At 62.1% G+C, this 23,763-nt stretch carries 21 protein-coding genes; 12 read left to right on the forward strand and 9 right to left on the reverse strand.

Annotation, left to right across the window (positions count from 1 at the left end; translation table 11 throughout):
- Positions 1–87 precede the first annotated feature (87 nt).
- Together CQ041_RS04570 and CQ041_RS04575 are read left to right on the forward strand one after the other, a co-directional pair.
- The gene (locus CQ041_RS04570; RefSeq protein WP_003176975.1) at positions 88–492 is read left to right on the forward strand and encodes an acyl-CoA thioesterase; all 405 of its coding nucleotides are present in this window, start codon (positions 88–90) and stop codon (positions 490–492) included.
- Positions 493–549: 57 nt separating this feature from the next.
- Positions 550–1,449 (forward strand): D-hexose-6-phosphate mutarotase, encoded by a 900-nt coding sequence (locus CQ041_RS04575; RefSeq protein WP_105521295.1) that lies wholly within the window; start codon positions 550–552, stop codon positions 1,447–1,449.
- A gap of 58 nt (positions 1,450–1,507) precedes the next feature.
- Here CQ041_RS04575 and CQ041_RS04580 read toward each other — a convergent pair whose 3' ends face one another.
- The 5 genes from CQ041_RS04580 to CQ041_RS04600 form a co-directional block, all read right to left on the reverse strand.
- Positions 1,508–2,044, reverse strand: a complete 537-nt coding sequence (locus tag CQ041_RS04580) for a DUF3299 domain-containing protein (protein WP_105521472.1) — start codon at positions 2,042–2,044, stop codon at positions 1,508–1,510.
- Between the two features lie 77 nt (positions 2,045–2,121).
- On the reverse strand, positions 2,122–2,367 hold the full coding sequence (locus CQ041_RS04585) for a GlsB/YeaQ/YmgE family stress response membrane protein (protein WP_105521296.1): 246 nt from the start codon (positions 2,365–2,367) through the stop codon (positions 2,122–2,124).
- A 106-nt stretch (positions 2,368–2,473) separates the two neighbouring features.
- Positions 2,474–3,559, reverse strand: coding sequence for a 5-(carboxyamino)imidazole ribonucleotide synthase (locus CQ041_RS04590; protein WP_105521297.1), 1,086 nt, complete (start codon positions 3,557–3,559; stop codon positions 2,474–2,476).
- A gap of 11 nt (positions 3,560–3,570) precedes the next feature.
- Positions 3,571–4,062: a 5-(carboxyamino)imidazole ribonucleotide mutase gene (gene purE, locus CQ041_RS04595; RefSeq protein ID WP_003176980.1), complete on the reverse strand. Its 492-nt coding sequence runs from the start codon at positions 4,060–4,062 to the stop codon at positions 3,571–3,573.
- Positions 4,063–4,333: 271 nt separating this feature from the next.
- Complete coding sequence (locus CQ041_RS04600) at positions 4,334–5,242, reverse strand: LysR substrate-binding domain-containing protein (RefSeq protein ID WP_010566930.1); 909 nt, start codon at positions 5,240–5,242, stop codon at positions 4,334–4,336.
- Positions 5,243–5,424: 182 nt separating this feature from the next.
- Here CQ041_RS04600 and aspA point away from each other — a divergent pair, with 182 nt between their 5' ends.
- From aspA to CQ041_RS04620, 4 genes are all read left to right on the forward strand, one after another.
- Positions 5,425–6,849 carry an aspartate ammonia-lyase gene (gene aspA, locus CQ041_RS04605; RefSeq protein ID WP_105521298.1) on the forward strand — a complete coding sequence of 475 codons (1,425 nt, stop codon included), beginning with the start codon at positions 5,425–5,427 and terminating at the stop codon, positions 6,847–6,849.
- Positions 6,850–7,264: 415 nt separating this feature from the next.
- Complete coding sequence (locus tag CQ041_RS04610; RefSeq protein ID WP_105521299.1) at positions 7,265–8,710, forward strand: sodium:alanine symporter family protein; 1,446 nt, start codon at positions 7,265–7,267, stop codon at positions 8,708–8,710.
- A 113-nt stretch (positions 8,711–8,823) separates the two neighbouring features.
- Positions 8,824–9,780 (forward strand): asparaginase, encoded by a 957-nt coding sequence (locus tag CQ041_RS04615; RefSeq protein WP_105521300.1) that lies wholly within the window; start codon positions 8,824–8,826, stop codon positions 9,778–9,780.
- 133 nt (positions 9,781–9,913) lie between these two features.
- Positions 9,914–14,566 (forward strand): dermonecrotic toxin domain-containing protein, encoded by a 4,653-nt coding sequence (locus tag CQ041_RS04620; RefSeq protein WP_105521301.1) that lies wholly within the window; start codon positions 9,914–9,916, stop codon positions 14,564–14,566.
- Here the strand turns inward: CQ041_RS04620 and CQ041_RS04625 are convergent.
- Positions 14,525–16,081, reverse strand: a complete 1,557-nt coding sequence (locus CQ041_RS04625; RefSeq protein WP_105521302.1) for a PLP-dependent aminotransferase family protein — start codon at positions 16,079–16,081, stop codon at positions 14,525–14,527. The genes CQ041_RS04620 and CQ041_RS04625 overlap by 42 nt on opposite strands.
- Positions 16,082–16,168: 87 nt before the next feature.
- Here CQ041_RS04625 and CQ041_RS04630 point away from each other — a divergent pair, with 87 nt between their 5' ends.
- The 3 genes from CQ041_RS04630 to CQ041_RS04640 are packed head-to-tail and all read left to right on the forward strand — an operon-like array spanning position 16,169 to position 17,944.
- Positions 16,169–16,807 (forward strand): FMN-binding negative transcriptional regulator, encoded by a 639-nt coding sequence (locus CQ041_RS04630; protein WP_105521303.1) that lies wholly within the window; start codon positions 16,169–16,171, stop codon positions 16,805–16,807.
- Positions 16,804–17,250, forward strand: coding sequence for a GNAT family N-acetyltransferase (locus CQ041_RS04635; RefSeq protein WP_105521304.1), 447 nt, complete (start codon positions 16,804–16,806; stop codon positions 17,248–17,250). The genes CQ041_RS04630 and CQ041_RS04635 overlap by 4 nt, the downstream gene beginning before the upstream one ends.
- A gap of 10 nt (positions 17,251–17,260) precedes the next feature.
- The gene (locus CQ041_RS04640) at positions 17,261–17,944 is read left to right on the forward strand and encodes a GNAT family N-acetyltransferase (protein ID WP_105521305.1); all 684 of its coding nucleotides are present in this window, start codon (positions 17,261–17,263) and stop codon (positions 17,942–17,944) included.
- Between the two features lie 53 nt (positions 17,945–17,997).
- Here the strand turns inward: CQ041_RS04640 and CQ041_RS04645 are convergent, their stop codons facing one another.
- On the reverse strand, positions 17,998–18,894 hold the full coding sequence (locus CQ041_RS04645) for a homocysteine S-methyltransferase family protein (RefSeq protein WP_163001957.1): 897 nt from the start codon (positions 18,892–18,894) through the stop codon (positions 17,998–18,000).
- Between the two features lie 112 nt (positions 18,895–19,006).
- Here CQ041_RS04645 and CQ041_RS04650 point away from each other — a divergent pair, with 112 nt between their 5' ends.
- Positions 19,007–19,828: an ABC transporter substrate-binding protein gene (locus tag CQ041_RS04650; RefSeq protein WP_105521307.1), complete on the forward strand. Its 822-nt coding sequence runs from the start codon at positions 19,007–19,009 to the stop codon at positions 19,826–19,828.
- Positions 19,825–20,649, forward strand: a complete 825-nt coding sequence (locus CQ041_RS04655) for an amino acid ABC transporter permease (RefSeq protein ID WP_105521308.1) — start codon at positions 19,825–19,827, stop codon at positions 20,647–20,649. Before CQ041_RS04650 ends, CQ041_RS04655 begins: the two co-directional genes overlap by 4 nt.
- A 3-nt stretch (positions 20,650–20,652) precedes the next feature.
- On the opposite strand, the gene CQ041_RS04660 is transcribed toward CQ041_RS04655, so the two are convergent.
- A complete protein-coding gene (locus tag CQ041_RS04660) occupies positions 20,653–20,931 on the reverse strand; it encodes a helix-turn-helix transcriptional regulator (RefSeq protein WP_105521309.1) in 279 nt (92 codons plus the stop codon).
- A complete protein-coding gene (locus CQ041_RS04665) occupies positions 20,928–22,253 on the reverse strand; it encodes a type II toxin-antitoxin system HipA family toxin (protein ID WP_105521310.1) in 1,326 nt (441 codons plus the stop codon). The genes CQ041_RS04660 and CQ041_RS04665 overlap by 4 nt, the downstream gene beginning before the upstream one ends.
- A 268-nt stretch (positions 22,254–22,521) precedes the next feature.
- On the opposite strand from CQ041_RS04665, the gene CQ041_RS04670 reads away from it, so the two are divergent.
- Positions 22,522–23,754: an autotransporter domain-containing protein gene (locus tag CQ041_RS04670; RefSeq protein WP_105521311.1), complete on the forward strand. Its 1,233-nt coding sequence runs from the start codon at positions 22,522–22,524 to the stop codon at positions 23,752–23,754.
- Positions 23,755–23,763: the final 9 nt, after the last annotated feature.

A 23,763-nucleotide genomic window follows, 5' to 3' on the forward strand; every position in this document is an offset into this window, starting at 1 on the left:
CCACAGACGGTCGTCGCGGCGCGAGGGTGTCGATATACTCGGCCCACGCACGCGCAAGAACCCGCAGTCTTGAGAGGCATCTCCGGCATGATCGAACTCGAACAAGAAGACCCTATCCCGCAAGGCGATCTCGCCCTGCAAATCACCGCGCTTCCGCGTGAAACCAACGGCTTTGGCGATATTTTCGGCGGCTGGCTGGTCGCGCAGATGGACTTGGCCGGCACCGCCATGGCCAGCAAGGTCGCAGGCGGGCGTGTTGCCACGGTAGCCATCGATCGCATGGCGTTCCTGGTGCCTGTGGCCGTGGGCGCACAGTTGTCCTTCTATACCCAGGCCCTGGAAATCGGCCGTAGCTCGATCCAGATGATGGTCGAAGTGTGGAGCGACGACCCGTTGTCCAGCGAATGGCGCAAGGTCACCGAGGCGGTATTCGTGTTCGTCGCCATCGACGGCAGCGGCCGTACGCGCTCGGTTCCATCGCGCGCACGTTAAACCTCGCCGGGTTTTGACGGTCAATTGCCCCATTGCCTGCCATGAGAGAGTGTCGTTATGCCTACGCCCCACGTTGAAACCGTGAAACTGGACGAGCTGGACTGCTGGCGCATTCGCCACGACGGCGCCGAGCTGGTGGTGGCCCGGCAGGGCGCGCATATCGTCAGTTACGGCCGCGAGGGCGAACACCCGCTGATCTGGCCGAACCCTGCGGCAGTGTTCAAGCAGGGTAAAGGTATCCGCACCGGCGTGCCGGTTTGCTGGCCGTGGTTTGGCGTGTTTGACCGCAACCCGCAGAGCGTCAAGGCCATGCGCCAAAGCGAGCAACCTGCCGGGGCCCACGGGTTTGTGCGTACCGCGCTGTGGGAATTGGCCTCAACCGAGCTTGAAGGCAACACATTGCGCGTTGATCTGGTGCTGCCTGTTCCTACCGGCGGGTTCCCCGGCTGGCCTCATCAAGTCGACCTGACCCTGAGCCTGCTGCTGGATGACCAGTTGCACATCCGCCTGACCAGCCACAACCGTGGCACCGACACGGTGACACTCAGCCAGGCGCTGCACACCTACTTCGCCGTGAGCGACGTGCGTAATGTGCAGGTCGACGGGCTGGACGGTGGGGCGTATATCGATACGGCCGATGGCTGGACCGAGAAGACACAATCGGGCCTGCTGCACTTCACCGCCGAGACCGATCGCATCTACCTCGACACGCCGTCGCACCTGAACATCGTCGACAAAGACTGGCAGCGCCGTATTCAGCTCATTGCCGAAGGGTCGAAGTCGACTGTGATCTGGAACCCATGGACCGAACGCGCCAAGGCGTTCGATGACATGGCGGATGATGGCTGGACGGGCATGCTGTGCATCGAGACGGCGAATGTGCTCGACGACGTAGTGAGCCTGACACCGGGCCAAAGCCATACCCTCGGCGTGAGCATCACCAATATCGCCCTGTAAACCCGGTCTAACTGTGTGAGGGGGCAAGCCCCCTCCCACACTGGTTTTGTACTGGGCTTTAGAGATCTGATTCCTTTACGACCCGCACTTTGCCCGCATCCAACGCATAGGCCGCATCGGCCAGGTCATTATTGACCTTCTCCACCTTCAACGTGCCCGTGACCCACAGCGGCGTGTAGATATCGTCCAACTTCAGCCCCTTGGGATACCGCACCAGCACCAACTGGTTAGGCGGCGGTGGCGGCACGTGGATGCAGGCGCCTGGGTACGGCACCAGGAAGAACAAGGTGCTGCGGCCCTTGGCGTCGGTTTCGAGTGGCACTGGATAGCCGCCAATGCGGATGGCCTTGCCGTTCATGGCCGCCACGGTCTTGGTCGAGTACATCACCGCTGGCAAGCCTTTGCTCTGCTTCAAGCCACCTTTGTCGGTGAACGTGCCTTGGGCTTCGGGGGAGTTGTGGTCGATCTCGGGCATGGCTTCGAGGGCTTTTTGATCCGACAGCGGCATCAGGTCGAGCCAGTCGGTCTCCGGCAGTTCACCGGCGTGCGCCAGGCCAGCGCCCAGAAAAAGGAAAGTCAACAGAAGACGGCGCATGAAGAAGCTCGGCAAGTACAAGTGCCGAGCATTCTAGCCCCCTGCGCCTGCGCAGCGCAGAGGACTTTGTCGGCTGATTACTTCTTTTTGATCAGGCCGTAGATCACCAGCAGCACGATGGCGCCTACCAGGGCACCGAGGAAGCCTGCGCCTTGACCCGCCTGGTAGATGCCCAGCGCCTGGCCACCGTAGGTCGCGGCGAGGGAGCCGGCGATACCCAGCAGGATGGTCATGATCCAGCCCATGCTGTCGTCGCCTGGCTTGAGGAAACGCGCGAGCAGACCGACGATCAGGCCGATGAAGATGGTTCCGATGATACCCATGGCATTTTCCTCTGATTGAATGTGAGTCATGACAAAGCCTAGACAGGCTTTGTCATCCTGCAATCAGAGAGACGGCGGCGACCAATGGTTCCCGCCGATCCCAGGGTTATTGCTCGGCGATCAGCGCTTGGACCTTGGCGATTTGCGTTTGCAGCGTCGCGCGGTCCTTGCAACGCAGGTTGGCATGGCCGACCTTGCGCCCGGCCTTGAAGGCCTTGCCGTAGTGATGCAGGTGGCAGTCGTCGATGGCGATGACTTTTTCCACTGCTGGCACCACACCGATGAAGTTGAGCATGGCGCTCTCACCGACCTTGGCCGTAGAACCCAGCGGCAAGCCCGCCACCGCCCGCAGGTGGTTTTCGAACTGGCTGCACTCGGCACCTTCGGTGGTCCAGTGCCCGGAGTTGTGCACGCGCGGGGCGATTTCGTTGGCCTTGAGGCCGCCGTCAACTTCAAAGAACTCGAACGCCATCACGCCGACGTAATCCAGCTGCTTGAGCACACGGCTGGAATAGTCTTCCGCCAGGGCCTGCAACGGGTGGTCGGTGCTGGCCACGGACAGCTTGAGGATGCCGCTGTCGTGGGTGTTGTGCACCAACGGGTAGAAGCGGGTTTCACCATCACGGGCACGCACGGCGATCAGCGAGACTTCGCCGGTGAACGGCACAAAGCCTTCCAGCAGGCAGGCGACGCTGCCCAGCTCGGCGAAAGTGCCGACCACATCGTCGGCAGTGCGCAGGACTTTCTGGCCCTTGCCGTCGTAACCCAGGGTGCGGGTTTTCAGCACGGCTGGCAGGCCGATGCTCGCGACGGCGGCATCCAGGTCCGCCTGGGACTGGATGTCGGCGAAGGCCGGGGTCGGAATGCCCAGGTCCTTGAACATGCTTTTCTCGAACCAGCGGTCGCGAGCGATGCGCAGGGCTTCGGCACTCGGGTACACCGGCACGAATTGCGACAGGAAGGCCACGGTCTCGGCCGGGACGCTTTCGAATTCGAAGGTCACCAGGTCGACTTCATCTGCCAGTTGGCGCAGGTGGTCCGGGTCGCTGTAGTCAGCGCGCAGGTGTTCACCCAGGGCGGCGGCGCAAGCGTCCGGCGCCGGGTCCAGGAAAGCGAAGTTCATCCCCAGCGGGGTTCCCGCCAAGGCCAGCATGCGACCCAGCTGGCCGCCACCGATTACACCGATCTTCATCGTCAACAACCTCAGGCGATGCGTGGGTCTGGATTGTCCAGCACGCTGTCTGTCTGCTCGGCACGGAATTTTTTCAGCACCGCGTGGAACTGCGGGTGCTTGGCGCCCAGGATACTGGCGGACAGCAGAGCGGCGTTGATCGCGCCGGCCTTGCCGATTGCCAGGGTCGCCACCGGGATGCCGGCCGGCATCTGCACGATGGACAACAGCGAATCCACGCCCGAGAGCATCGCCGACTGCACCGGCACGCCAAGCACCGGCAGGTGGGTCTTGGCTGCACACATGCCTGGCAGGTGCGCTGCACCGCCGGCACCGGCGATGATCACCTCGATGCCACGGGATTCTGCTTCATCGGCATACTGGAACAGCAAATCCGGGGTGCGGTGGGCAGAGACCACCTTCACTTCATACGGAATGCCGAGTTTTTCCAGCATATCGGCGGTGTGGCTAAGGGTGGACCAATCGGACTTGGAGCCCATGATCACGCCAACCAATGCACTCATCGTCGTGCCTCTTCTCTCTGGGCGCCCGCAGGCGCGTCAAAAAACAACAAGCCACGCGGGAAATCCGGCGTGGCTTGTTGTACGAATTAAGGCCGGTTGGACCGGCCGAAGGCCGCGCAGTATACCGTAATAATCAAGATAAACAGCCCCTTGGATGACCATCTGTCTAGCGGCGCAAAGTGGCGGTTTTATTGACTTGAGAGTCAGCCAAATCACCACAAAACCCTGTAGGAGGGGGCAAGCCCCCTCCCACCTTTTCCTGGTGTCAGGTTCAAGTATTCTGCGCCGCCCCACCCTCCAGCTTGCGCCACAACAAGCGCACGTTCGCCTTGCGCACCAACGCGCAGCGATACAGCCGAATCTCCAACGGCACGTGCCACTGCGGACCGCCGCACACCACCAATTCACCACGCGCCAATTCCGCGCGCACGCTCAGTTGCGGCACCCAGGCGATCCCCAGGCCTTCCAGCGCCATGCTTTTGAGGCTGTCTGCCATGGCGGTTTCGTAGACAGTGGTGAAGCGCAACGCGCGCTGGCGCAGCAGCAGGTGCACCGAACGACCAAGGAATGCGCCGGCGCTGTAGGCCAGGAGTGGCACGCTGCCCTCGCCTTCCAGGTCGAACAGCGGCTTGCCGTCGGCATCGGCGGCGCACACCGGGAGCATTTCGGTATTGCCCAGATGCAGCGACGGGAAGATCTCGGCGTCCATCTGCATCGCGGCGTCCGGGTCGTAGAACGCCAGCATCAGATCGCAACCGCCCTCACGCAACGCATGCACCGCATCACCGACGTTAGTGGCGACCAGCCGTGTGGCAATGTTCAACCCCTCATTGCGCAGTTGTGCGATCCAGCGCGGGAAGAACCCCAGAGCCAGGGAGTGAGCCGCTGCCACTTGCATGACTTCACCCTGCCCGCCTTCAAGGTGGTGCAAATGGCGCAGCACTTCACCGAGCTGTTCGACCACCGTGCGTGCAGTCACCAGGAACAACTGCCCCGCTGCCGTCAATTCCACTGGGGTGCGCGAACGGTTGACCAGCGTCAGGCCCAACGCCGCTTCCAGGCTGCGGATCCGTCGGCTGAACGCCGGCTGGGTCACAAAGCGCCGCTCCGCCGCCTGGGAAAAGCTGCGGGTGGCCGCCAGGGCGCTGAAGTCTTCCAGCCATTTGCTCTCAAGGTTCATCACTTCCTCCCACGAGTCCGCACCATTTTGGTACACACGCCCGCCATGATAGCCGGGTCACACCTGCATTATGCCGTTTATGCATAGGCCAGTGCTGAACAGCATTGGCCCAAAAACACACACAAGCCTAGCATTCGCAGCGTTCCGGCCAATTCCGGGTCCTAATCGAGATGATCTCCGTCATGTCCTCCGCTGCATCTTTCCGTACCGAAAAAGACCTGCTTGGCGTACTTGAAGTACCGGCTCAAGCGTACTACGGCATCCAGACCCTGCGAGCGGTGAACAACTTCCGCCTCTCGGGCGTTCCGATTTCGCATTACCCGAAATTGGTGGTCGGTCTGGCAATGGTCAAGCAAGCGGCGGCCGACGCCAACCGCGAGCTGGGTCAGCTCAGTGAAGCCAAGCACGCTGCCATCAGCGAAGCCTGTGCCCGTCTGATCCGCGGCGATTTCCACGAAGAATTCGTGGTGGACATGATTCAAGGCGGCGCCGGCACTTCAACCAACATGAATGCCAACGAAGTCATCGCCAACATCGCGCTGGAGGCCATGGGTCACCAGAAGGGCGAATACCAGTACCTGCACCCCAACAACGACGTGAACATGGCGCAGTCGACCAACGACGCCTACCCGACTGCGATCCGCCTGGGTCTGCTGCTGGGCCATGACGCGCTGCTGGCCAGCCTCGACAGCCTGATCCAGGCCTTCGCCGCCAAGGGCATCGAGTTCAGCCATGTGCTGAAAATGGGCCGCACCCAATTGCAAGACGCCGTGCCGATGACCCTCGGCCAGGAATTCCGCGCCTTCGCCACCACCCTCGGTGAAGACCTGGCCCGCCTGAAAACCCTGGCGCCGGAGCTGTTGACCGAAGTGAACCTGGGCGGCACCGCCATCGGCACCGGCATCAACGCCGACCCACGCTACCAGGCCCTGGCCGTAGAACGCCTGGCGGTGATCAGCGGCCAACCGGTCGTACCGGCTGCCGACCTGATCGAAGCCACTTCCGACATGGGCGCCTTCGTGCTGTTCTCCGGCATGCTCAAGCGTACCGCCGTGAAGCTGTCGAAAATCTGCAACGACCTGCGCCTGCTGTCCAGCGGCCCACGCACCGGCATCAACGAGATCAATCTGCCAGCGCGCCAGCCAGGCAGCTCGATCATGCCCGGCAAGGTCAACCCGGTGATCCCGGAAGCCGTCAACCAGGTCGCCTTCCAAGTGATCGGCAATGACTTGGCGCTGACCATGGCAGCCGAAGGCGGCCAACTGCAGTTGAACGTGATGGAGCCATTGATCGCCTTCAAGATCTTCGACTCGATCCGCCTGCTGCAACGCGCCATGGACATGCTCCGCGAACACTGCATCGTCGGCATCACCGCCAACGAAGCGCGCTGCCGCGAACTGGTGGAGCATTCCATCGGCCTGGTCACCGCGCTGAACCCCTACATCGGCTATGAAAACGCCACCCGCATCGCCCGTATCGCCCTCGAAAGCGGCCGTGGCGTGCTGGAACTGGTGCGTGAAGAAGGCTTGCTCGACGACGCCATGCTCGACGACATCCTGCGCCCCGAAAACATGATTGCCCCACGTTTGGTCCCGCTGAAGGCCTAAGCGTTTGTTGCACCGCTCACCAGGTTGAGGGACTAGACACCTCTCACCTTTTGAGGGCCTGAAGGCTCGATCTTCAGGCCCTTTTTTTTGCTTGTAGGCGCGAGCTTGCTCGCGAAAAACGGCAAGACACCACGTCCATCCAGGAGGTACGCATTATCGTTCACGACCTTCGCGAGCAAGCTCGCTCCTACAAACCTTTAATCACCCCGGGCAGACGGATCACGTTCGCCTAGGTATAGTGCCGCCCCTCTTCGCGTCTGCGGCCGTCGGTAACGAGGCCCGGATACAGCGCGAAACCGCATGAATAACAACCCGCAAAAGGATTGGGGTCGAACTGCCGCGCACTGCCTGGTGCCATGCGGCGTGATCGGACCGTCCTGCGTTTGCCATTAGAAAAATCAGCGAGGAACACTCCATGCTCGAAGTCATCAACGACTTCCTCTCAGGGAAAGTACTGATCGTGCTCATTGTCGGGCTCGGCGGTTATTTCACGATTCGCTCGCGTTTCGTACAGTTGCGCCATTTTTTCCACATGTTCTCGGTGTTCAAAGACAGCCTCAAGAGCAGCTCCGGCCAACTCAGCTCGTTCCAGGCGCTGATGCTCAGCCTGGCCGGCCGCGTGGGTGCCGGTAACATCGCAGGCGTCGGCATCGCCGTGACCTTGGGTGGCCCGGGTGCCGTGTTCTGGATGTGGGTCACCGCACTGGTGGGCATGTCGTCGAGCTTCATCGAGTGCTCCCTCGGCCAGTTGTACAAGCGCACCGACGTGGAAGGCACCTACCGTGGCGGCCCGGCCTATTACATCCAGCACGGCTTGCAGAAGCGCTGGCTGGGCATGCTCATGGCGTTCCTGCTGCTGGTGACCTTCGGCTTCGCCTTCAACGGCCTGCAAGCCCACGCCGTGACCCACTCGCTGAACAACGCCTTCGGCCTCGACACCACCTACACCGGCCTCGCGCTGGCGGTGCTGCTGGGCCTGGTGTTCATCGGCGGGATCAAGCGCATCGCCTCGATCGCCGACCTGCTGGTACCGGTCAAGACCCTGGTCTACATCGCCGTGACCCTGTACGTGATCGTGCTGCAATTCGACCACGTACCGGCCATGCTCGCGACCATCGTCAAGAGCGCTTTCGGCCTCGACCAGGCCTTCGGTGGCCTGGTGGGCAGCGCGATCATCATGGGTGTGAAACGCGGCGTGTTCGCCAACGAAGCCGGCCTGGGCAGTGCGCCCAACGTAGCAGCCGTGGCTTCCGTAGAGCACCCGATCGCCCAGGGCGTGGTCCAGGCGTTCAGCGTGTTCCTCGACACCTTCGTGATCTGCACCTGCACCGCGCTGCTGATCCTGCTCTCCGGCTTCTACACCCCAGGCTTCGAAGGCGACGGCATTGCCCTGACCCAGAACTCGCTGGCCGCTGTAGTCGGTGATTGGGGCCGCATGTTCATCTCCGTGGCCCTGGCGTTGTTCGTGTTCACCTCGATCATGTACAACTACTACCTCGGCGAGAGCAACCTGCGCTTCCTGGTGGGCAACAACCGCAAGGTGCTGATGGGCTACCGTGCCCTGGTGCTGGTGCTGATCTTCTGGGGTTCCATCGAGAACCTCGGCACCGTGTTCGCCTTTGCCGACATCACCATGACGATGCTGGCCTTCGTCAACCTGTTCGCCCTGGCGTTCCTGTTCAAGATTGCCATGCGCATCCTGAACGACTACGACAACCAGCGCGCCGCCGGCATCAAGACCCCGGTGTTCGATTCCAGCCAGTTCCCCGACCTGGACCTGGACCGCAGCGCCTGGCCGGCCAACCCGGTAAAATCCGAGGCCGCTCCATCGGCTGAACTGCACGCTCAAGCCCAGCGCTAAGCGTCGACAGATGACACGCCGCACGACCTTGGGCATGCTCGGGGCCGTGCGGCGTTTTTCGTTCAGGAGAATTTTCGATGCCCCTCTCTCGCTCTCAAGCAGCTAACAACGTCATGGTGCTCTACACCGGTGGCACCATTGGCATGCAGGCCAGCGCCAACGGGCTGGCCCCGGCGTCCGGCTTCGAAGCGCGCATGCGCGAACAGCTCGACGGTAGCGCATTGCCCACGTGGCGCTTCCAGGAAATGGCCCCGCTGATCGACAGCGCCAACATGAACCCGGCCTACTGGCAGCGTCTGCGTGCCGCTGTAATTGAAGCAGTGGATGGCGGTTGTGACGGCGTGCTGATCCTGCACGGCACCGACACCCTGGCCTACAGCGCGGCCGCGATGAGCTTCCAATTGCTGGGCCTGCCGGCGCCCGTGGTGTTCACCGGCTCGATGTTGCCGGCCGGCGTGCCGGACAGCGATGCCTGGGAAAACGTCAGCGGCGCGCTGCAAGCCTTGGGCGCTGGCCTGCCAGCGGGTGTGCACCTGCACTTCCACGGCGCATTGATGGCGCCCACCGCCTGCGCGAAGATTCGCAGCTTCGGCCGCAACCCGTTCGCCGCCTTGAATCGCCAGGGTGGCGTGGCCCGTGCCGAGTCCATCCCCGCAGCGTTGGACTATCGCCAGCCCAAAGCCCAGGCCAACGTCGGCGTGCTGCCGCTGGTACCGGGTATCGACGCTGCGCTGTTGGACGCCATGATCGACAGCGGCCTACAGGCGCTGATCCTCGAATGCTTCGGCAGCGGCACCGGCCCCAGCGACAACCCCGCGTTCCTCGCCAGCCTTGAGCGTGCTCAGGCCCAAGGCGTGGTCGTGGTGGCAATCACCCAATGCCATGAAGGCGGCGTGGAGCTGGATGTCTATGAAGCCGGCAGCCGCCTGCGTGGCGTGGGCGTATTGTCGGGCGGCGGCATGACCCGTGAAGCGGCGTTCGGCAAGCTCAATGCCCTGCTCGGTGCAGGGCTGGGCAATGCCGAGGTGCGTCGCCTGGTAGAAACCAATCTGTGCGGTGAACTGGGCTAAGCCTGTTACCCGCTCCTTCGCCAGGAGCGGGTCACCTATCTATTTACCGTCTGCAACGCGCTTTGCCTGACTACTTTGCGGTTTACCAGCCTGTCGCAGTTCGACCGGGCTGACCCATGCAAAGGAACTGAAAGTGCCCAGCGATGCCACCGATCCAACCCTCCTCAACAATCACTCTTCCACCGCCTACGGGTTGCTGACGCAGTTGACCACCGGACCGTCCAGCCGAGAGGTTGCCGCGGTCATGTTGCGCGCAGCACTGCTTGAACAGTTCCCGACGCTTAACCTCAACCCGGACCTGGCGATGGTCGTCACCCCGCACTGGCAAGTGAGCAAGGACGCCATTGAACCCGATGAACCGCGGGTCGAATCCCTCACCAGTATCCTGGCGCGACAGGCCCTGGCACCCGGGCTCTTGATCTTCGTGGAGGGCGAGCACTACCTCACGCTCCAGCCGAACGCCAACCCTGCGCTGCATTTGCCGGTCAAAATCGATGTCATAGCGCGGTTGATCAACGAACTGTCATCCCTGCTGTACACCGCATTCCAGGAACAACAACTGGACTACTGGAACGCCTCCTACAACAGCACTGGCCTGCGCTGGAAAGCATTCGCCAGCGCACTGCGCAAGGCCTGGGACGTCACCACGGTTGACGGCTGGGACCAAGATGACTGCGCGCTGGCTCGCACGCTTTACCACAACCCGGTGCTGTCCGAGCGTGCAGCCAAGGACCCCTACAAGAGTCATGCTTACCTGATTGATGTCGACATCGTGCTTGCGGATCGCCAAGAACATATGGGGCTGATGGACATTGCCGTGTTGGTCGGCACCCACAAGGCCCGGCAAATCATCTTGGCCTACTCGTTGATTGGCGGTTATGAACGCTTCGATTCCATGGAGCAACTGGGCGCGGCACTGCCCGGCAAGCTCAATCACCTGAGCCCGGACACCGAGATGCATTGGCGGCTTTACGAGCGCGCCAACAACTATTTCGACAGCCTGGCCTGCACACTAGTCGGCCTGCAGATCGAGGCCATCGGCGCCTTGGGTGATGAAGTCACCGAAAACCCGCGAGCGCTGACATTGCGGCGCTCGAACGCTGCCAGGATCCTGCCCAGCATTGAAGACCTGAGCGCTCATCGCCTGTCGACCATCCGCGAAGTCCATCTGCACCTGCCGCCTTGGCTGACGGCCGCCTCGGACCTTGAAATCGCAGCCTACAGCCGGTGCATGATCGACCTCGCCCAACTGCACACGCATTACCACGGTCGCACCTTTGACGAAGGTATCCCCGCCATCCGCGACTACGCACGCACGCAACTGGCCAGCCAGATCAAGGCTCACCCCAAAGGGGCGAACCTGAACCTGGACAAAGTCGAAGTGGTCATCCAGACCCCGGTTATCTGGGGCACCTTTGTGGTTCCGGGCGCCGTGGACATTACCCGCCGCAACCTCATCGACCTGGCCCTGGAAAACCTCACCGGGTTGCCAAGCGGCGTTGCAAGCGTGACCGCCAACGGTGACGACGCGCCTGAGTGGCTGACGTATGACTACCTCAAAAGCGTGATCGAACGCCTGGATATCGGCGCGCACTACCCCGTCCTGATCAAGCAAACACTGCTGGATGACCCGCTGGAGTCTGTACGCCGCCGCACGCTGTACACCTCGCACCTGCGCGTGCAATTGCCCTTGCTGGCGCTGCAATTGAAGATGCAGCAACGCCATGGGCTGGATGAACGCGGCTTTCTCTACGTGGCGGCCGCGATGCAGATCGAAGCGCATGAGCGTCACGTGGACGGCCAACCCGCAGTGATCCGGCCCCTGGCATTCATGCCCACCCTGCGCCCAGGCCATAGCCGGGACGTGGTCACCAATATGTTCGTGATCGGCCCCCTGGATCACACCGCCGGCCCCTGCGTGTTGTACTGCCCGATGATGCGGCCGATGCTGCTGCAGTTTCCTTCACGACAAAACCTGCTGTACGCCATCAAGCAGGACCCCGCACTGCGCGAGGCGGTGTTGGCCTGGTTGCCCGAAGACGTGCGCTTCAACTATGGCCAATACGTTTTCCCGGATACCTTGCCCTCGCCATGGACCGCGGTACGGGTGCTGATCGAACCCGCTACCGTGCTGTACATGAGCGGTCCGGTCGAGCTGAGCGATGAACCCCTGGTCGGTGAGGTCCTGGATGCGCTGTTCAAGGCCAATGCCGATGCCCTGATCGAACTCGCTACGCGGCAGTCGGTGTCGAATGCGCAAAAGCGCTGGGACACATTGCGCCGCACCGGTTGGCAGATATTCAACGCGGTGTTGCCGTTCCTGGGGCGTACCGTCGGCATCGCCGCCTGGATCTGGCAAATCATGGACGACTTGCAGGAAGCCGAAAACGTTGTAGACCAACCCCAGGCCCTGGCCCCCTGGACGGCCCTCGTAGATATGTTCCTCAACCTGGGAATGGCCCTGGCCCTGCACGTCGCACTGCGCCATCCGCCCGAAGAAGTGCGGGTCGAAGCCCTCATGCCTATGAGCGAAGACGCCCTTGATGTGCTGGAGCAATTGCCGAAAAAGCCCGCAGCCGAGCCCAGCCCCATCACGGTAAGAAAATTGCCGGACATCACCGACACCCAGTTGCCGCCCCTGCATCAGGGCCCGTTGCACGTCAGCGGCGCCTTGAACCGGTCACCGGCCGGCCTGGGCACCGTGCTGGACAGCTTCGCCGTGACCAAGCCGGCGAAGCTGGGCGAGCAGAGCAAAGAAACCGGCGTGCACCTGCACCTCTATCCGCTGGGCAAAAAATGGTACGCCCCGGTCGCCAAGCGTTGGTTCGAAGTCACGCTGGATCTCAACGACAGTGTGATGATCGTCGACCCCGATACTGCGTCCCGGACCGGCCCACTGCTGATAAACAACCTGGCAGGACAGTGGTTCATCGACACACGCCTGCGCCTTAGAGGCGGCGGATTTCGCAACCGTCGTCGTTTGGCCAATGCGCTCAAGCCTTCACGGATCCAGACCCTGCGTGACGAACTCAACGCCTTTGACGCCGCCGAGAGCGACGCTCAGGCACAACTGTCTTCGGCATCGGCAGAAATTGGCTCGCAGCCGGGCCCTTCCACCGTCTTGCGCCGCGAAGCCTTCATCACCCAAGTGGATGAGCGTCTTGAAGCCTATGACGTGCCCATTCGCCAGCTCCGGGCCTTGAGCATCATCGCCAACGTTCCCAACTATCAAAGCGTGATGATCGGATACTTGAGCAAACAATTGCTGCTGACCCGGACGGCCGTCGAAGAACGTATCGGCCCTTTCCGCGACTTGCTGTTGACCACAGTGGACGCACTGGAATCCGAGGTACCTGTCGAACCCCAGGCCCAGGCCGACTATGCGCAGAGAATGTCGACCATGAACGTGGAGATGATCAAGCGCATGGAATACGTCGAGTCACGCTTTCGCGAGCTCGACGGGCTGGGCGAAGCGGGCGCGCTCGTCATCCAGAGCACCATGAAGGCCTTGCCGCACATTCGGGTGACCGACCTCAAGGCGCTGCAAATCACCATTGCTCGGTACCTGTGCAGCGCCACCAGCGAAGGCGAGGCGCAAAACGATGCTCGCACGAGGCTGAACGTTATCCTCGACGCCGTAGACCTCAGTGTGCAGAGTTTTATCGAGGTGATGGACAAGGTCGACGAGAGCCCTCTGGAGGAGCGCATCGAACTGTTGAACAGCCAGGTCGAACAACTCACCCTTGGCGATCAGCGTCTTCTGGACTTGCATGCAGATTACCCCGAACACCTGCTGCGCGAGCCGCTGGAAAAGCTGCGCCGGCATATCGAAGAATTCAATCAGCGCGCCACGCAAAACCTGGTGCAGTTGCTACGCGAACGAAAGGCTCTGGAGCCCAAGCCAGGTCCTTCCGCCCCCCCATCGACGCTCCAGCGCAAAGTCATCAAGACGCGCTCTCAAGGGATGGTGGTGGGAGAAACCCGAACCTCCGACAGCAGCCTGGTAGACGTCAAGGCACCCATGACGGGCAAGATCATTGCCACGTTCCACGAAAAAACACCCGGGGTCTGGGTCGAGCGCGTCAAGCCGAGCCTACCCGCGCCCACCGTCAAGAAAATCGACCTGGATATCAGCGTAAACGCCGGCCAGGCCCTGTTGGATGAAGAGCCAGCCTTGACCCGTCGCGTGCTTGCCCACTCACGCAAGGCCGGGCGCATCCCGACGGAAATCCAGGAGATGCTCCAACAGCAGGCAGCGCGGCTGGAGCACGCCGCGAACAACGTCGACGCCGCACTGACCCAGCGCAATCTCACCGCAGTCGATCGTCCGAGGGCTGCGGCCCTCAACAAAAAACTCACGGACGCCGCCACGCGACTCACCGAGCTCGGCAATAGCACGCGTATCAGCATGACCAAGCAACAACCGCCCACCGCCGCACGGCTGGAGTGGCTACGCAATGAGGGACACGTGACGATAAAGAAAGTCGGCGCCCGCCGGCGACTCAAAGGTCCCGGCAAGGACTACCTGGATGAATACGAAATTCGCGACACCGAGAACAAAGCGGTGCTGTGGTACGCGCATTTTCACTACCCTTCACTCTTGGCCGCGGTTGAAGAGTTCAGCGCCGCGCACCTGAAGACCCGCGACCAGCAGAAATTGGGCGGGGCGTTTGAACGTAAAAGTACCAATGACCGAGAGCAGATAGCGATCTATCGCAGCGAAATCAGCTCAACACTGGCCAAATCATTGTTTTTCGACAGTGGAGCCCCGCCAGGCGACGCGTAAGCGCTTGAGTGCCACGGCGATATCGGCCTCGGGCACGGCGGCGAAACCCAGCACCAGGCCGGCGCGCTGATCCACCGGCGTGCTGGAGTTCGTCAGCCAGTAGCTGCTCAACCCATTGACCTCCACGCCCACGGTACGGGCCTGTTCGAGCAATTGCTGCTCCCGGGCCAGGCTGTGCACCCGCACGGTGAGGTGCAGGCCTGCCGCGACATTGGGCAGTTCGGCCACGCCTTGCAGGCCATGCGGCCAATCGGCAAGCAAGGCATTGCGCCGACTCAACGCTGCCCGCCGCATGCGCCGGATATGCCGCTGGAAATGCCCGGCTGCCATGAATTCGGCCATCACCGCCTGGGTGCTGATCTCTGAGTGACGCACGTCCACGGCGCGCCGGCGAGAAAAGGCATCCACCAGGCCCGGCGGCAACACCAGGTAGCCGAGGCGCAAGGCGGGAAACGCGACTTTGCCGAACGTGCCGACGTAGAGCACGCGCCCGCCCCGGTCCAGAGCCGCCAAGGGCGACAACGGTGCGCCGCTGTAGCGGTATTCACCGTCGTAGTCGTCTTCGATGATCCAGCCTCCGCTGCGCTCAGCCCAGGCCAGCAGCTCCAGACGCCGCGCCAGGCTCATCACCACACCCAACGGGTATTGATGCGACGGGGTGACGTACGCCACACGGCAGTCATTCAACGCAGCGAGCACCTGGCAATCGATGCCTTCGCTGTCCACCGGCACGCCGTGCAATTTCCCGCCCGCCAGCGCAAACGCATGCCCGGCTGCGCGATAGCCCGGGTTTTCCACGGCCACCCCGTCTCCGGGCTCCACCAGCAGCTGTGCACAAAGGCTGATCGCCTGCTGCGCCCCACTGGTGATCACAATTTGTTCAGCGCTGCATTGCAGGCCTCGAGAGCTGCGCAGGTAGGCCGCGATCAAACTCCGCAGGCGCGCATCGCCCGCCGGGTCGCCATAGCAGAGTTGCTCGAGGTCCGGTTTACGCCAGAAAGCCCCGTTCAGCTTGGCCCACACCTCGAAGGGGAATAGATCGAATGCCGGGACACCCACGCGAAACGCCTTGGGTGGTCCTGCCGGAGGTTGAGGCAAATAGTTGTTTTCCACGCGCTCCAACGCAGCGCTGTGGATAACTTCGCCGGAGGAATTGACCGGTAAATCCAGCCAGTTTGTGGATAAGGTTGGGGATAAGCCTGTTGGTAACCCTGTGGATACATTTGTGGATAGTTTTTTCGGCGTCGGGAGTGATGCTACATAAGTGCCGTCACCGACCCGGCCCTCGATAAACCCCTCGGCGTACAACTGATCGTAGGCCCTCACCACGCTGTTGCGCGAAATCGACAACGCACCCGCCAGGTCGCGGCTTGCGGGCAAGCGTGTGCCGCCGGCGAGCCGCCCGTCCAAGACGCGCTGACGCAGGGCTTCGTAGAGCTGGCGAGTGAGGCCCTGGCGGCGGTCCAACTCGATACCTGCGGGGTTGAACGACAGCGGCGGCGTGATCGACGGCATATTGGACCTATGAAATTGGCCATAGATGGCCCTTACAACGAACCATTAGCCTGCCTAGGATGCAGGTATTCGCCAAGGAAAATTTGCATGTACACACCCCGAGCTTTTGCCCTCGATGACGTGCCCGAACTTCATCACCTGATCCAGCACACCCGCCTGGCACAGTTGGTGACCGTTGGCGAGCAAGGCCTGCTGGCCAGCCACCTGCCGTTGCTGCTCAACCCCGACGAGGGCCCGAACGGCACGCTCTATGGGCATTTGGCCAAAGCCAATCCGCAGTGGCGCGACCTGCAAGACGGCGGCGAAGCCTTGGTGATTTTTGCCGGCGCCGAGGCGTATGTCAGCCCGGCGTTCTACCCGACGAAAGCCGAGCACGGCAAAGTCGTGCCGACCTGGAACTACATCGCGGTGCATGCCTATGGCAAAGCCGAGGTGTTCAACGATGCGCAGCGTTTGCTTGGGGTGGTCACTGCACTGACAGACCGCCATGAACACGGCCGCGCCCAGCCCTGGAAGGTCAGCGATGCCCCCACCGACTACATTGACGGCATGCTCAAGGCCATCGTCGGCTTTGCGCTGCCCATCGAGCGTTTGATCGGCAAGCGCAAACTCAGCCAGAACCGCAGCCCCGCCGATGTCGCCGGTGTGCGTGACGGCCTGGCCGCCAGCGCGGACGTGCGCGACCAGACCCTCGCCCGCTTTATTCCCCAAGGAGTCGCAGAATGAGTTCAATCGAGATTCGCCAGGTCACCGCCGCCGACCACGCCGCCTGGCTCCCGCTGTGGCAGGCGTACCTGAAGTTCTACAACACCGAGCTGCCGGACGCCGTCAGCCAGAGCACCTGGCAACGCCTGATCGACGCTGGCGAGCCGACCCATTCGGCATTGGCCTGGCAGGACGGCAAGGCGGTGGGCATGGTCAACTTCATCTACCATCGCTCGAACTGGAGCATCGAAAACTCCTGCTACCTGCAAGACTTGCTGGTGGACCCCGACCAACGCGGCACTGGCGTGGGCCGTCAACTGATCGAGTTCGTCTACGCCACCGCCAAGGCCGACGGATGCTGCAAAGTGCACTGGCTGACCCACGAGACCAACGCCACCGCGATCCAGCTGTACGAACGCATCGCCGAACGCCCCGGTTTCATCCAATTTCGCAAAGGCCTTTAAGGAGCGCAGCATGTCCACTTCCCTCGCCGACTGGAAAGGCGTCCCGGCACCCACCGTGCAATCGCTGGAAGGGCGTTTTATCCGCCTGGAAAAACTCGACCCGGCCCGCCATGGTGACGATCTGTTCCAGGCCTTCCAGGGCCACAACGCCGATCCGAAGCTATGGGACTATTTGCCCTATGGTCCGTTTCCCGAGCGCAGCACGTTTGATGCCTGGCTGAACAATCATGCGGCCCACAGCGATCCGTACTTTTTCAGCGTGATCGACCGCGCAAGCGGCCAGGCGCAAGGCCTCCTCAGCCTGATGTCCATCGTGCCGGCCCAGGGGCGCATCGAGATCGGCCACGTCACCTTCGGCGCGCCGATGCAGCGTTCACCGAAAAGCACCGAGGCGGTGTACCTGCTGGCCAGGTTTGCGTTTGACCAGGGTTATCGCCGCCTGGAATGGAAGTGCAACAACGGCAACGCCCGCTCCAAATACGCAGCCGAGCGGTTGGGGTTCAGCTTTGAAGGTGTTTTCCGCCAGCACATGGTGGTGAAGGGGCAGAACCGGGATACGGCGTGGTACTCGATCATCGACGGCGAATGGCCGGCGATTGGGGTGGGGTTTGAGCAATGGCTGTCGGAAGGCAATCAGACAGCTTCGGGCCAGCTGAAAACCCTGACCGAGTGCCGACCCGCAGACAACACATAACCCGTGTGGGAGCGGGCAAGCCTGCTCCCACATTTGGATGGGTATGGGTTCTACTACGGCAGTTTCTGGGCCAACACCGCAATATGCTCCGGCCCAATCCCGCAGCACCCGCCCAAATGGCTGGCACCGCGCGCCTGCCAATCGGCGGCCCATTGCAGGTAACCCGGTGGGTCGAGGTCGTCGCGCAAGGGGTCCAGGCCATCGTTGGCCGTGGCTTCCTTGGGTTGCGGCGGGAAAGCGTTGGCGTAGGCACCGACCTGGATCTGCACGCCAAGGCGCTCGAAGGTCTGGCGTGCCGCGTCGATCGCATCGCCGATCACTTCAGGCTGGCTGCAATTGAACAGCAACACCTCGACACCCAGCTTGGCAGCCGCCTCGGCCGCGTCCACCACCGGTTCGCCGGAGCGCAGGCGCGGGACATCATCGGTGTCTTCATCCTTGAGCGTGAACGACAGCCAGAACGGCTTGCCGTCCTCAGGCAACCCCGCTTGGATCGCTTGCGCTTCAGCGATCGAGCTCTGGGTTTCCGCCAGCCACAGGTCGACAAAGGGTGCCAGGCCCTGCACCAGCGGCGTCAGCAATTCAGACACGCGCTGCGGCTCGAACAGGTCGGGTCGGTAGGAACCAAACAGCGGCGGCAGCGAGCCCGCCACACGCACGGCCTGCCCTGACGCTTCCACCGCCCGTCGTGCCAGGGTCCCGGCCAGTGCTGCCAGGGCCTGGCCCTCTCGCGCAAACCGCTCCTCGCCAATATGAAACGGCACCACCGCGTAGCTGTTGCTGGTGATGACGTTGGCGCCGCTCTGGATATAAGCCGCATGCACCGCTTCCACTGCCTCCGGGGCCTCGCTCAACGCCAAGGCTGACCACTCCGGCTGCCGGAACGGTGCGCCACGGCGCTGCAGTTCACGGCCCATGCCGCCATCGAGAATTACTGTTGCTGTGGCCATATGCTTTTTACTCATAAGCTTATGAAAATAACTCACTATGAGAGTCGTTCTTATAACTATTTAATACGTTCAATTCGGTACATAACAACTCTTTTTTCTAACGGTGTTCTTGATGAAACTCAAACCGCTGCTGGCCCTGGGCCTGACGATTCTGGCTGCCTCCACCCAAGCCTTCGGCGGCACCACGCTGGACCGTGTCGAACAAAAGAAAGAACTGGTGGGCGTCTTGATGGAAAGCTACCCGCCGTTCTCGTTCCTGAATGAGCAAAACCAGCTCGACGGCTTCGACGTGGACGTCGCCAAGGCCGTCGCGGAAAAGCTCGGCGTGAAGCTGCGCCTGGAAACCCCGTCCTGGGACGTGATCGCCGCCGGCCGCTGGAGCGGGCGCTACGACATCTGCATCTGCTCGATGACCCCGAGCAAGGCCCGCGCCGAAGTGTTCGACTTCCCGGTGGAGTACTACGCGTCGCCGGCAGTGATCGTCGTCAACGCCACGGACGATCGTATCCACAGCGCCAAGGACTTGAGCGGCAAGAAAGTCGGCCTCACCAGCGCGTCGAGCTACGAAAGCTACCTGAACAAGAACCTGGTGATCGAAGGCGCCGAAGACACCCAGTTGCAGTACCCGTTCGACAACGTCCAAATCGCACCGTATGACACCGACAACGTGGCCTTCCAGGACCTCGGCCTGGGCGCCGGCAAGCGCCTGGATGCGATCCTCACCAACCTGGTCACCGCCCAGCCGCGACTGACCCAGGACAAGCGCTTCAAACTGGCGGGCGAGCCGCTGTACTCGGAACCCAACTCGGTGGCCATCGAAAAAGGCGACCCGCAGTGGGACAGCAAGGTGCGTGAAGTCTTCGCCCAGCTGAAACAGGACGGCACCCTGAGCAAGCTGTCGCAAAAATGGATCGGCGCCGATATCAGCCAATGACTGCGTTCCCTACACCTCCCAACGTCAGCACGTCACGCGTACAGCGGCTGTTTGGTTTTCGCACCCGCCTGTACTTGACCTGGGCCGCGCTGTTTTGCCTGTTCGCCAGCTTTTTCCTGAGCTTTGACCTGAAGTTCTCGATCATCCTCGACAAGCTGCCCAACCTGGTGGGCGTGCACCTGGCGCCCAATGGTTTCCTGCAAGGCGCCGCACTGACGGTGTTCCTGTGCCTGTGCTCGATCGTGGCGTCGTCGGTACTGGGCTTTGTCACCGCGCTGGGGCGCTTGTCGAACAGCGCGGTGGCGTTTGGCATCGCGAGCTTCTACGCCTCGTTCTTTCGCGGCACGCCGCTGCTGATCCAGATCCTGCTGATCTACCTCGGCCTGCCGCAATTGGGCCTGGTGCCGGGCGCCATCGTTGCCGGGATCATCGCGCTGTCGCTGAACTACGGCGCCTACTTGAGCGAGATCTTCCGCGCCGGCATCCTCGGGGTCGCCCACGGTCAACGGGAAGCCGCCCTCGCCTTGGGCATGCGTGACAGTGCGATCTTCTGGCACGTCACCCTGCCTCAGGCCATGCGCACCATCATCCCGCCGGCCACCAACCAGTTCATCTCGATGCTCAAGGACTCGTCGCTGATCTCGGTGATGGGCGTGTGGGAAGTGATGTTCCTGGCGCAATCCTATGGCCGCTCGAGCTACCGCTACATCGAGATGCTCACCACGGCGGCGATCATCTATTGGGTGATGTCATTGGGACTGGAGCTGATCCAGGCACGGATGGAGCGCCATTACGGCAAGGGGTATGTACGCCGAAGCTGAGGCTCAGCGCCACTGGCGGCGCAGCTTGACCACCCCCATTTGCATGCCGAACGGCCTGAATACGGCGTTCAGCGACTTGAGGGTCTGATTGCCCTCGCCATGCTCGATATGCACCAGGGTGCGTACCGAGATTTTGCACATTTTGGCGAACTGGCTTTGGTGCAGGCCAGTGACCTCGGTGCGCAAGCGACGCACGGCCTCGCCGATTGGCAGCGTACCGTCGGCCAGCGCGGCCTGGATGCTGTCGATCAGCTGGGTGCGCTCTTCAATGGTCAGGCTCATTTCAATCCCCATTCTTTCAGGCGCTGTGGCAGGTTTTTCAAGGCAATGGCGGGATGGTTCAGTGTGATGGCTGGCAGGCCACTGGCACTCAGGATGTCGGGCAACGCCGATAGCTGCTGCGCCGCCTCACGCAGGCTTTCGAACAGCGCCTGGCTGTCGACGAGCTCACCCAACGAGTCACACACACCGCGCCAATCCACGTCGCCCGCCCGCTCCAGCGCCCTCGGCCATTTGGTGGTACGCGTGATCCCTTCGTCATCCATCACCATGGGGGCCAAGTCGTAGATGGGGGCCAGGCGCAACCCGTTGGCTTGTCGAATGATCGAGGTGTTGCGCCCGTGGTTGTCCGAGTTGCCCAGGATTTTATTCAGCAAATCACGCTTGAGGTACTCCGCCACCAATGCCGGGACGTCATCGGATTGGCCGGCCTCTTTCCACAATTCGACCAGTTGCTGGATAACGTCACGATGGCTCATGACGCTGCCGGGAACCGTCACACCCGCCACGGAGTAGATCGACTCCACCGCATGACGCTCGACGCCCTGCGGGCTGACATGCCGGTCAAAACGCTGCATCCACAGGCTCGGTTTGCTGGCCTCTTCCAGGGCCAGGCCCTGCGCTGCGACGGTGTCGATGCCCAAGGCCTGCAGGGCCTTGTAGTAGTGGTATTCGCTGCGCAGGATGTCTTGGTCAAGTTGCGTGCCCCTGTTCCGGGCGAACTTCACGAACCAGTGTTGGCGAACCTGCTCATCATCCAGCACCGCATCGGGGAACAGTAGGCCATCCTGGTTTTCGGTCAGCAGCAACTTCGGTGCCTCGCCTCCCGCGCCCGTGGCACCACCGATGGCTGCGCCCTGCTCGTAGGCATATTCGAGGAAGCGATTGTCACGCTGGATCACGTCCTGGCGCGCAAACCCCATGGGCCGGCGGCTGTCCAGCGTGCCCAGCGATTCCTTGATGCGCATATGACCGATTGGGGCCGGTGTGCTGCGCATCAGCAGGAACAGGTCTGCGCTGATATCGTCTGGTTTGTCCCGGCCAACATGCGCCATGAGAAACCGCTTGGCGGCACCTGCCGGTGCAATGTCATGCAGAAAAGCCGGGGCACCCTGGGTTCGACAACCCTCCCACTGCAGGGGAAGCCTGGCACTCACAGCCGTCGCAAAAGGCGTGGTGAGGTCCTCAAGGTGATCCACCAGATAGCCTTGTTCATACCCAAAACTGCACCGGCTATCGAAGCCCTGCTGCGGGGTATCGAAGGTCAGCAGCATTGCGTCGTGCCATTTTCCTTGTAGGTATATTTGCAACGTCAGGTTGAGCATCAGTGCACCCGCAATTTAATGCATTCTCAACATTCAAATGAGCTGAGTTAACGCAATATAGTGCAGATACCTGTCAATTGCATGGCCTGAAAATGCATTAAAATGCATAAAATTGGCTTCGCGGCTCGTTTGAACGCAATAAAATGCAGACCACTCCCATCGCCTCGCGATAGAGACACCTCCTGCAAGCCGGCAGCCCAAGGGCTGACAGTTATCCCCCTGCCCCCTCGCTAAATTTCGGACCTCATTCACAAGAGGTTGGGAATCCATGCCCATGACACCCCGCAGAATCATACTTCTCATCAGCCTTGCCATGGCCGCCAGCCTGCAACCCGCCCAGGCACGCAGTGCTACCGGGTACACGCCTCAGCCCACCGCTTCACCCATCGATAACTACTTCACCCGGCAAGCCACCACCCACAACGGCCAGCAGGTCGCCCGCGTGCTGGACCCTGCGCTGGGCAGACTGCTGCAATCGGGCCAGCTGACGTCGGAGCAGATCAAGGCGATGGAACAATATGCGGCGCAATTGGCTGCCCAACCCGGCGGCCTCGGCGCGGCCCTCGAACAATTGGCCGGTAGCCACAACGCCAACCTCGCCGCCGCCACCCAAGGCACTACGCAACACCTCGGCAACCGGTTGCTCGACACCCTGCGCGCACTGCCCAGCGACGACGCCGGGCATTTCTGGGTGAAGAACCTGGGCAATGAGGGCGACGTGGATGGCCAGCGCGGCAGCACCGGGCTCGACACCGCTACTCAGGGCCTGCTGTTGGGGGCTGACTGGGCAATCGATCACGCCTGGCGGGTTGGCGTGCTGGGGGCAAAATCCACCGGCCGCCTGGATGCCCAACGGTTTTCGGCTGATCTGGACAACTGGCACTTGGGCGCTTATGCCGTGCGCCAGGACGGCCCCCTGGCCCTGCGCCTGGGGGCGATCTACAGCAGCCACGCGGGCAAGAACCAACGCACGATCGATCTCGCGGGCCGCAAGCAGACACTCCAGGGCCGCTACGACGCGACGAGCCAGAACGCGTTCGCCGAAGCGGGGTACCAACTGGGAGGCGAGGACTACAGCATCGAGCCGTTTGCCGGCCTGGGCTACCAGCGCTACCAGCGTGACAGCTTCAAGGAACACGGCGGGGCGGCCGCGCTGAAGGTGCACGCTCAAACTCAGCAGAACCTGAGCAGCACCCTGGGCCTGCGCCTGGCCAAAGCGGTTCGGTTCGACAATCAGGTGATCCTCACCCCGCACCTGAGTGCCGGATGGAAGCACCTCTACGGTGATGTTGAAAGCAGCGTGCGCCAGTCCTTCCGCGCGGGCGCGGTCGAAGACTTCAGCGTCCGGGGTACATCCCTGGACCGCAACAGCCTCAACCTGGTGACAGGGCTGGACCTGACACTCACACCTCGCCACGCCGTCGGCCTGGCCTACACGGCTGAAACCGGCACCCACGCCAGCAATCAGGGCCTGATGGGCCAATGGCGAATGACGTTCTGACCCGGATCA

Source organism: Pseudomonas sp. MYb60, from assembly GCF_002979555.1.
In the GTDB taxonomy this organism is placed as follows: Bacteria; Pseudomonadota; Gammaproteobacteria; order Pseudomonadales; family Pseudomonadaceae; genus Aquipseudomonas.

What these genes read in the sequence shown, in the direction of transcription:
- aspA (WP_105521298.1), top strand. Translation starts at nt 5,425, where the DNA reads ATGTCCTCCGCTGCATCTTTCCGTACCGAAAAAGACCTGCTTGGCGTA.
- CQ041_RS04635 (WP_105521304.1), top strand. Translation starts at nt 16,804, where the DNA reads ATGAGTTCAATCGAGATTCGCCAGGTCACCGCCGCCGACCACGCCGCC.
- purE (WP_003176980.1), bottom strand. Translation starts at nt 4,062, where the DNA reads ATGAGTGCATTGGTTGGCGTGATCATGGGCTCCAAGTCCGATTGGTCC.
- CQ041_RS04655 (WP_105521308.1), top strand. Translation starts at nt 19,825, where the DNA reads ATGACTGCGTTCCCTACACCTCCCAACGTCAGCACGTCACGCGTACAG.
- CQ041_RS04610 (WP_105521299.1), top strand. Translation starts at nt 7,265, where the DNA reads ATGCTCGAAGTCATCAACGACTTCCTCTCAGGGAAAGTACTGATCGTG.
- CQ041_RS04625 (WP_105521302.1), bottom strand. Translation starts at nt 16,081, where the DNA reads ATGCCGTCGATCACGCCGCCGCTGTCGTTCAACCCCGCAGGTATCGAG.
- CQ041_RS04570 (WP_003176975.1), top strand. Translation starts at nt 88, where the DNA reads ATGATCGAACTCGAACAAGAAGACCCTATCCCGCAAGGCGATCTCGCC.
- CQ041_RS04580 (WP_105521472.1), bottom strand. Translation starts at nt 2,044, where the DNA reads ATGCGCCGTCTTCTGTTGACTTTCCTTTTTCTGGGCGCTGGCCTGGCG.
- CQ041_RS04650 (WP_105521307.1), top strand. Translation starts at nt 19,007, where the DNA reads ATGAAACTCAAACCGCTGCTGGCCCTGGGCCTGACGATTCTGGCTGCC.
- CQ041_RS04590 (WP_105521297.1), bottom strand. Translation starts at nt 3,559, where the DNA reads ATGAAGATCGGTGTAATCGGTGGCGGCCAGCTGGGTCGCATGCTGGCC.
- CQ041_RS04585 (WP_105521296.1), bottom strand. Translation starts at nt 2,367, where the DNA reads ATGGGTATCATCGGAACCATCTTCATCGGCCTGATCGTCGGTCTGCTC.
- CQ041_RS04575 (WP_105521295.1), top strand. Translation starts at nt 550, where the DNA reads ATGCCTACGCCCCACGTTGAAACCGTGAAACTGGACGAGCTGGACTGC.
- CQ041_RS04640 (WP_105521305.1), top strand. Translation starts at nt 17,261, where the DNA reads ATGTCCACTTCCCTCGCCGACTGGAAAGGCGTCCCGGCACCCACCGTG.
- CQ041_RS04645 (WP_163001957.1), bottom strand. Translation starts at nt 18,894, where the DNA reads ATGGCCACAGCAACAGTAATTCTCGATGGCGGCATGGGCCGTGAACTG.
- CQ041_RS04665 (WP_105521310.1), bottom strand. Translation starts at nt 22,253, where the DNA reads ATGCTCAACCTGACGTTGCAAATATACCTACAAGGAAAATGGCACGAC.
- CQ041_RS04660 (WP_105521309.1), bottom strand. Translation starts at nt 20,931, where the DNA reads ATGAGCCTGACCATTGAAGAGCGCACCCAGCTGATCGACAGCATCCAG.
- CQ041_RS04600 (WP_010566930.1), bottom strand. Translation starts at nt 5,242, where the DNA reads ATGAACCTTGAGAGCAAATGGCTGGAAGACTTCAGCGCCCTGGCGGCC.
- CQ041_RS04615 (WP_105521300.1), top strand. Translation starts at nt 8,824, where the DNA reads ATGGTGCTCTACACCGGTGGCACCATTGGCATGCAGGCCAGCGCCAAC.
- CQ041_RS04630 (WP_105521303.1), top strand. Translation starts at nt 16,169, where the DNA reads ATGTACACACCCCGAGCTTTTGCCCTCGATGACGTGCCCGAACTTCAT.
- CQ041_RS04670 (WP_105521311.1), top strand. Translation starts at nt 22,522, where the DNA reads ATGCCCATGACACCCCGCAGAATCATACTTCTCATCAGCCTTGCCATG.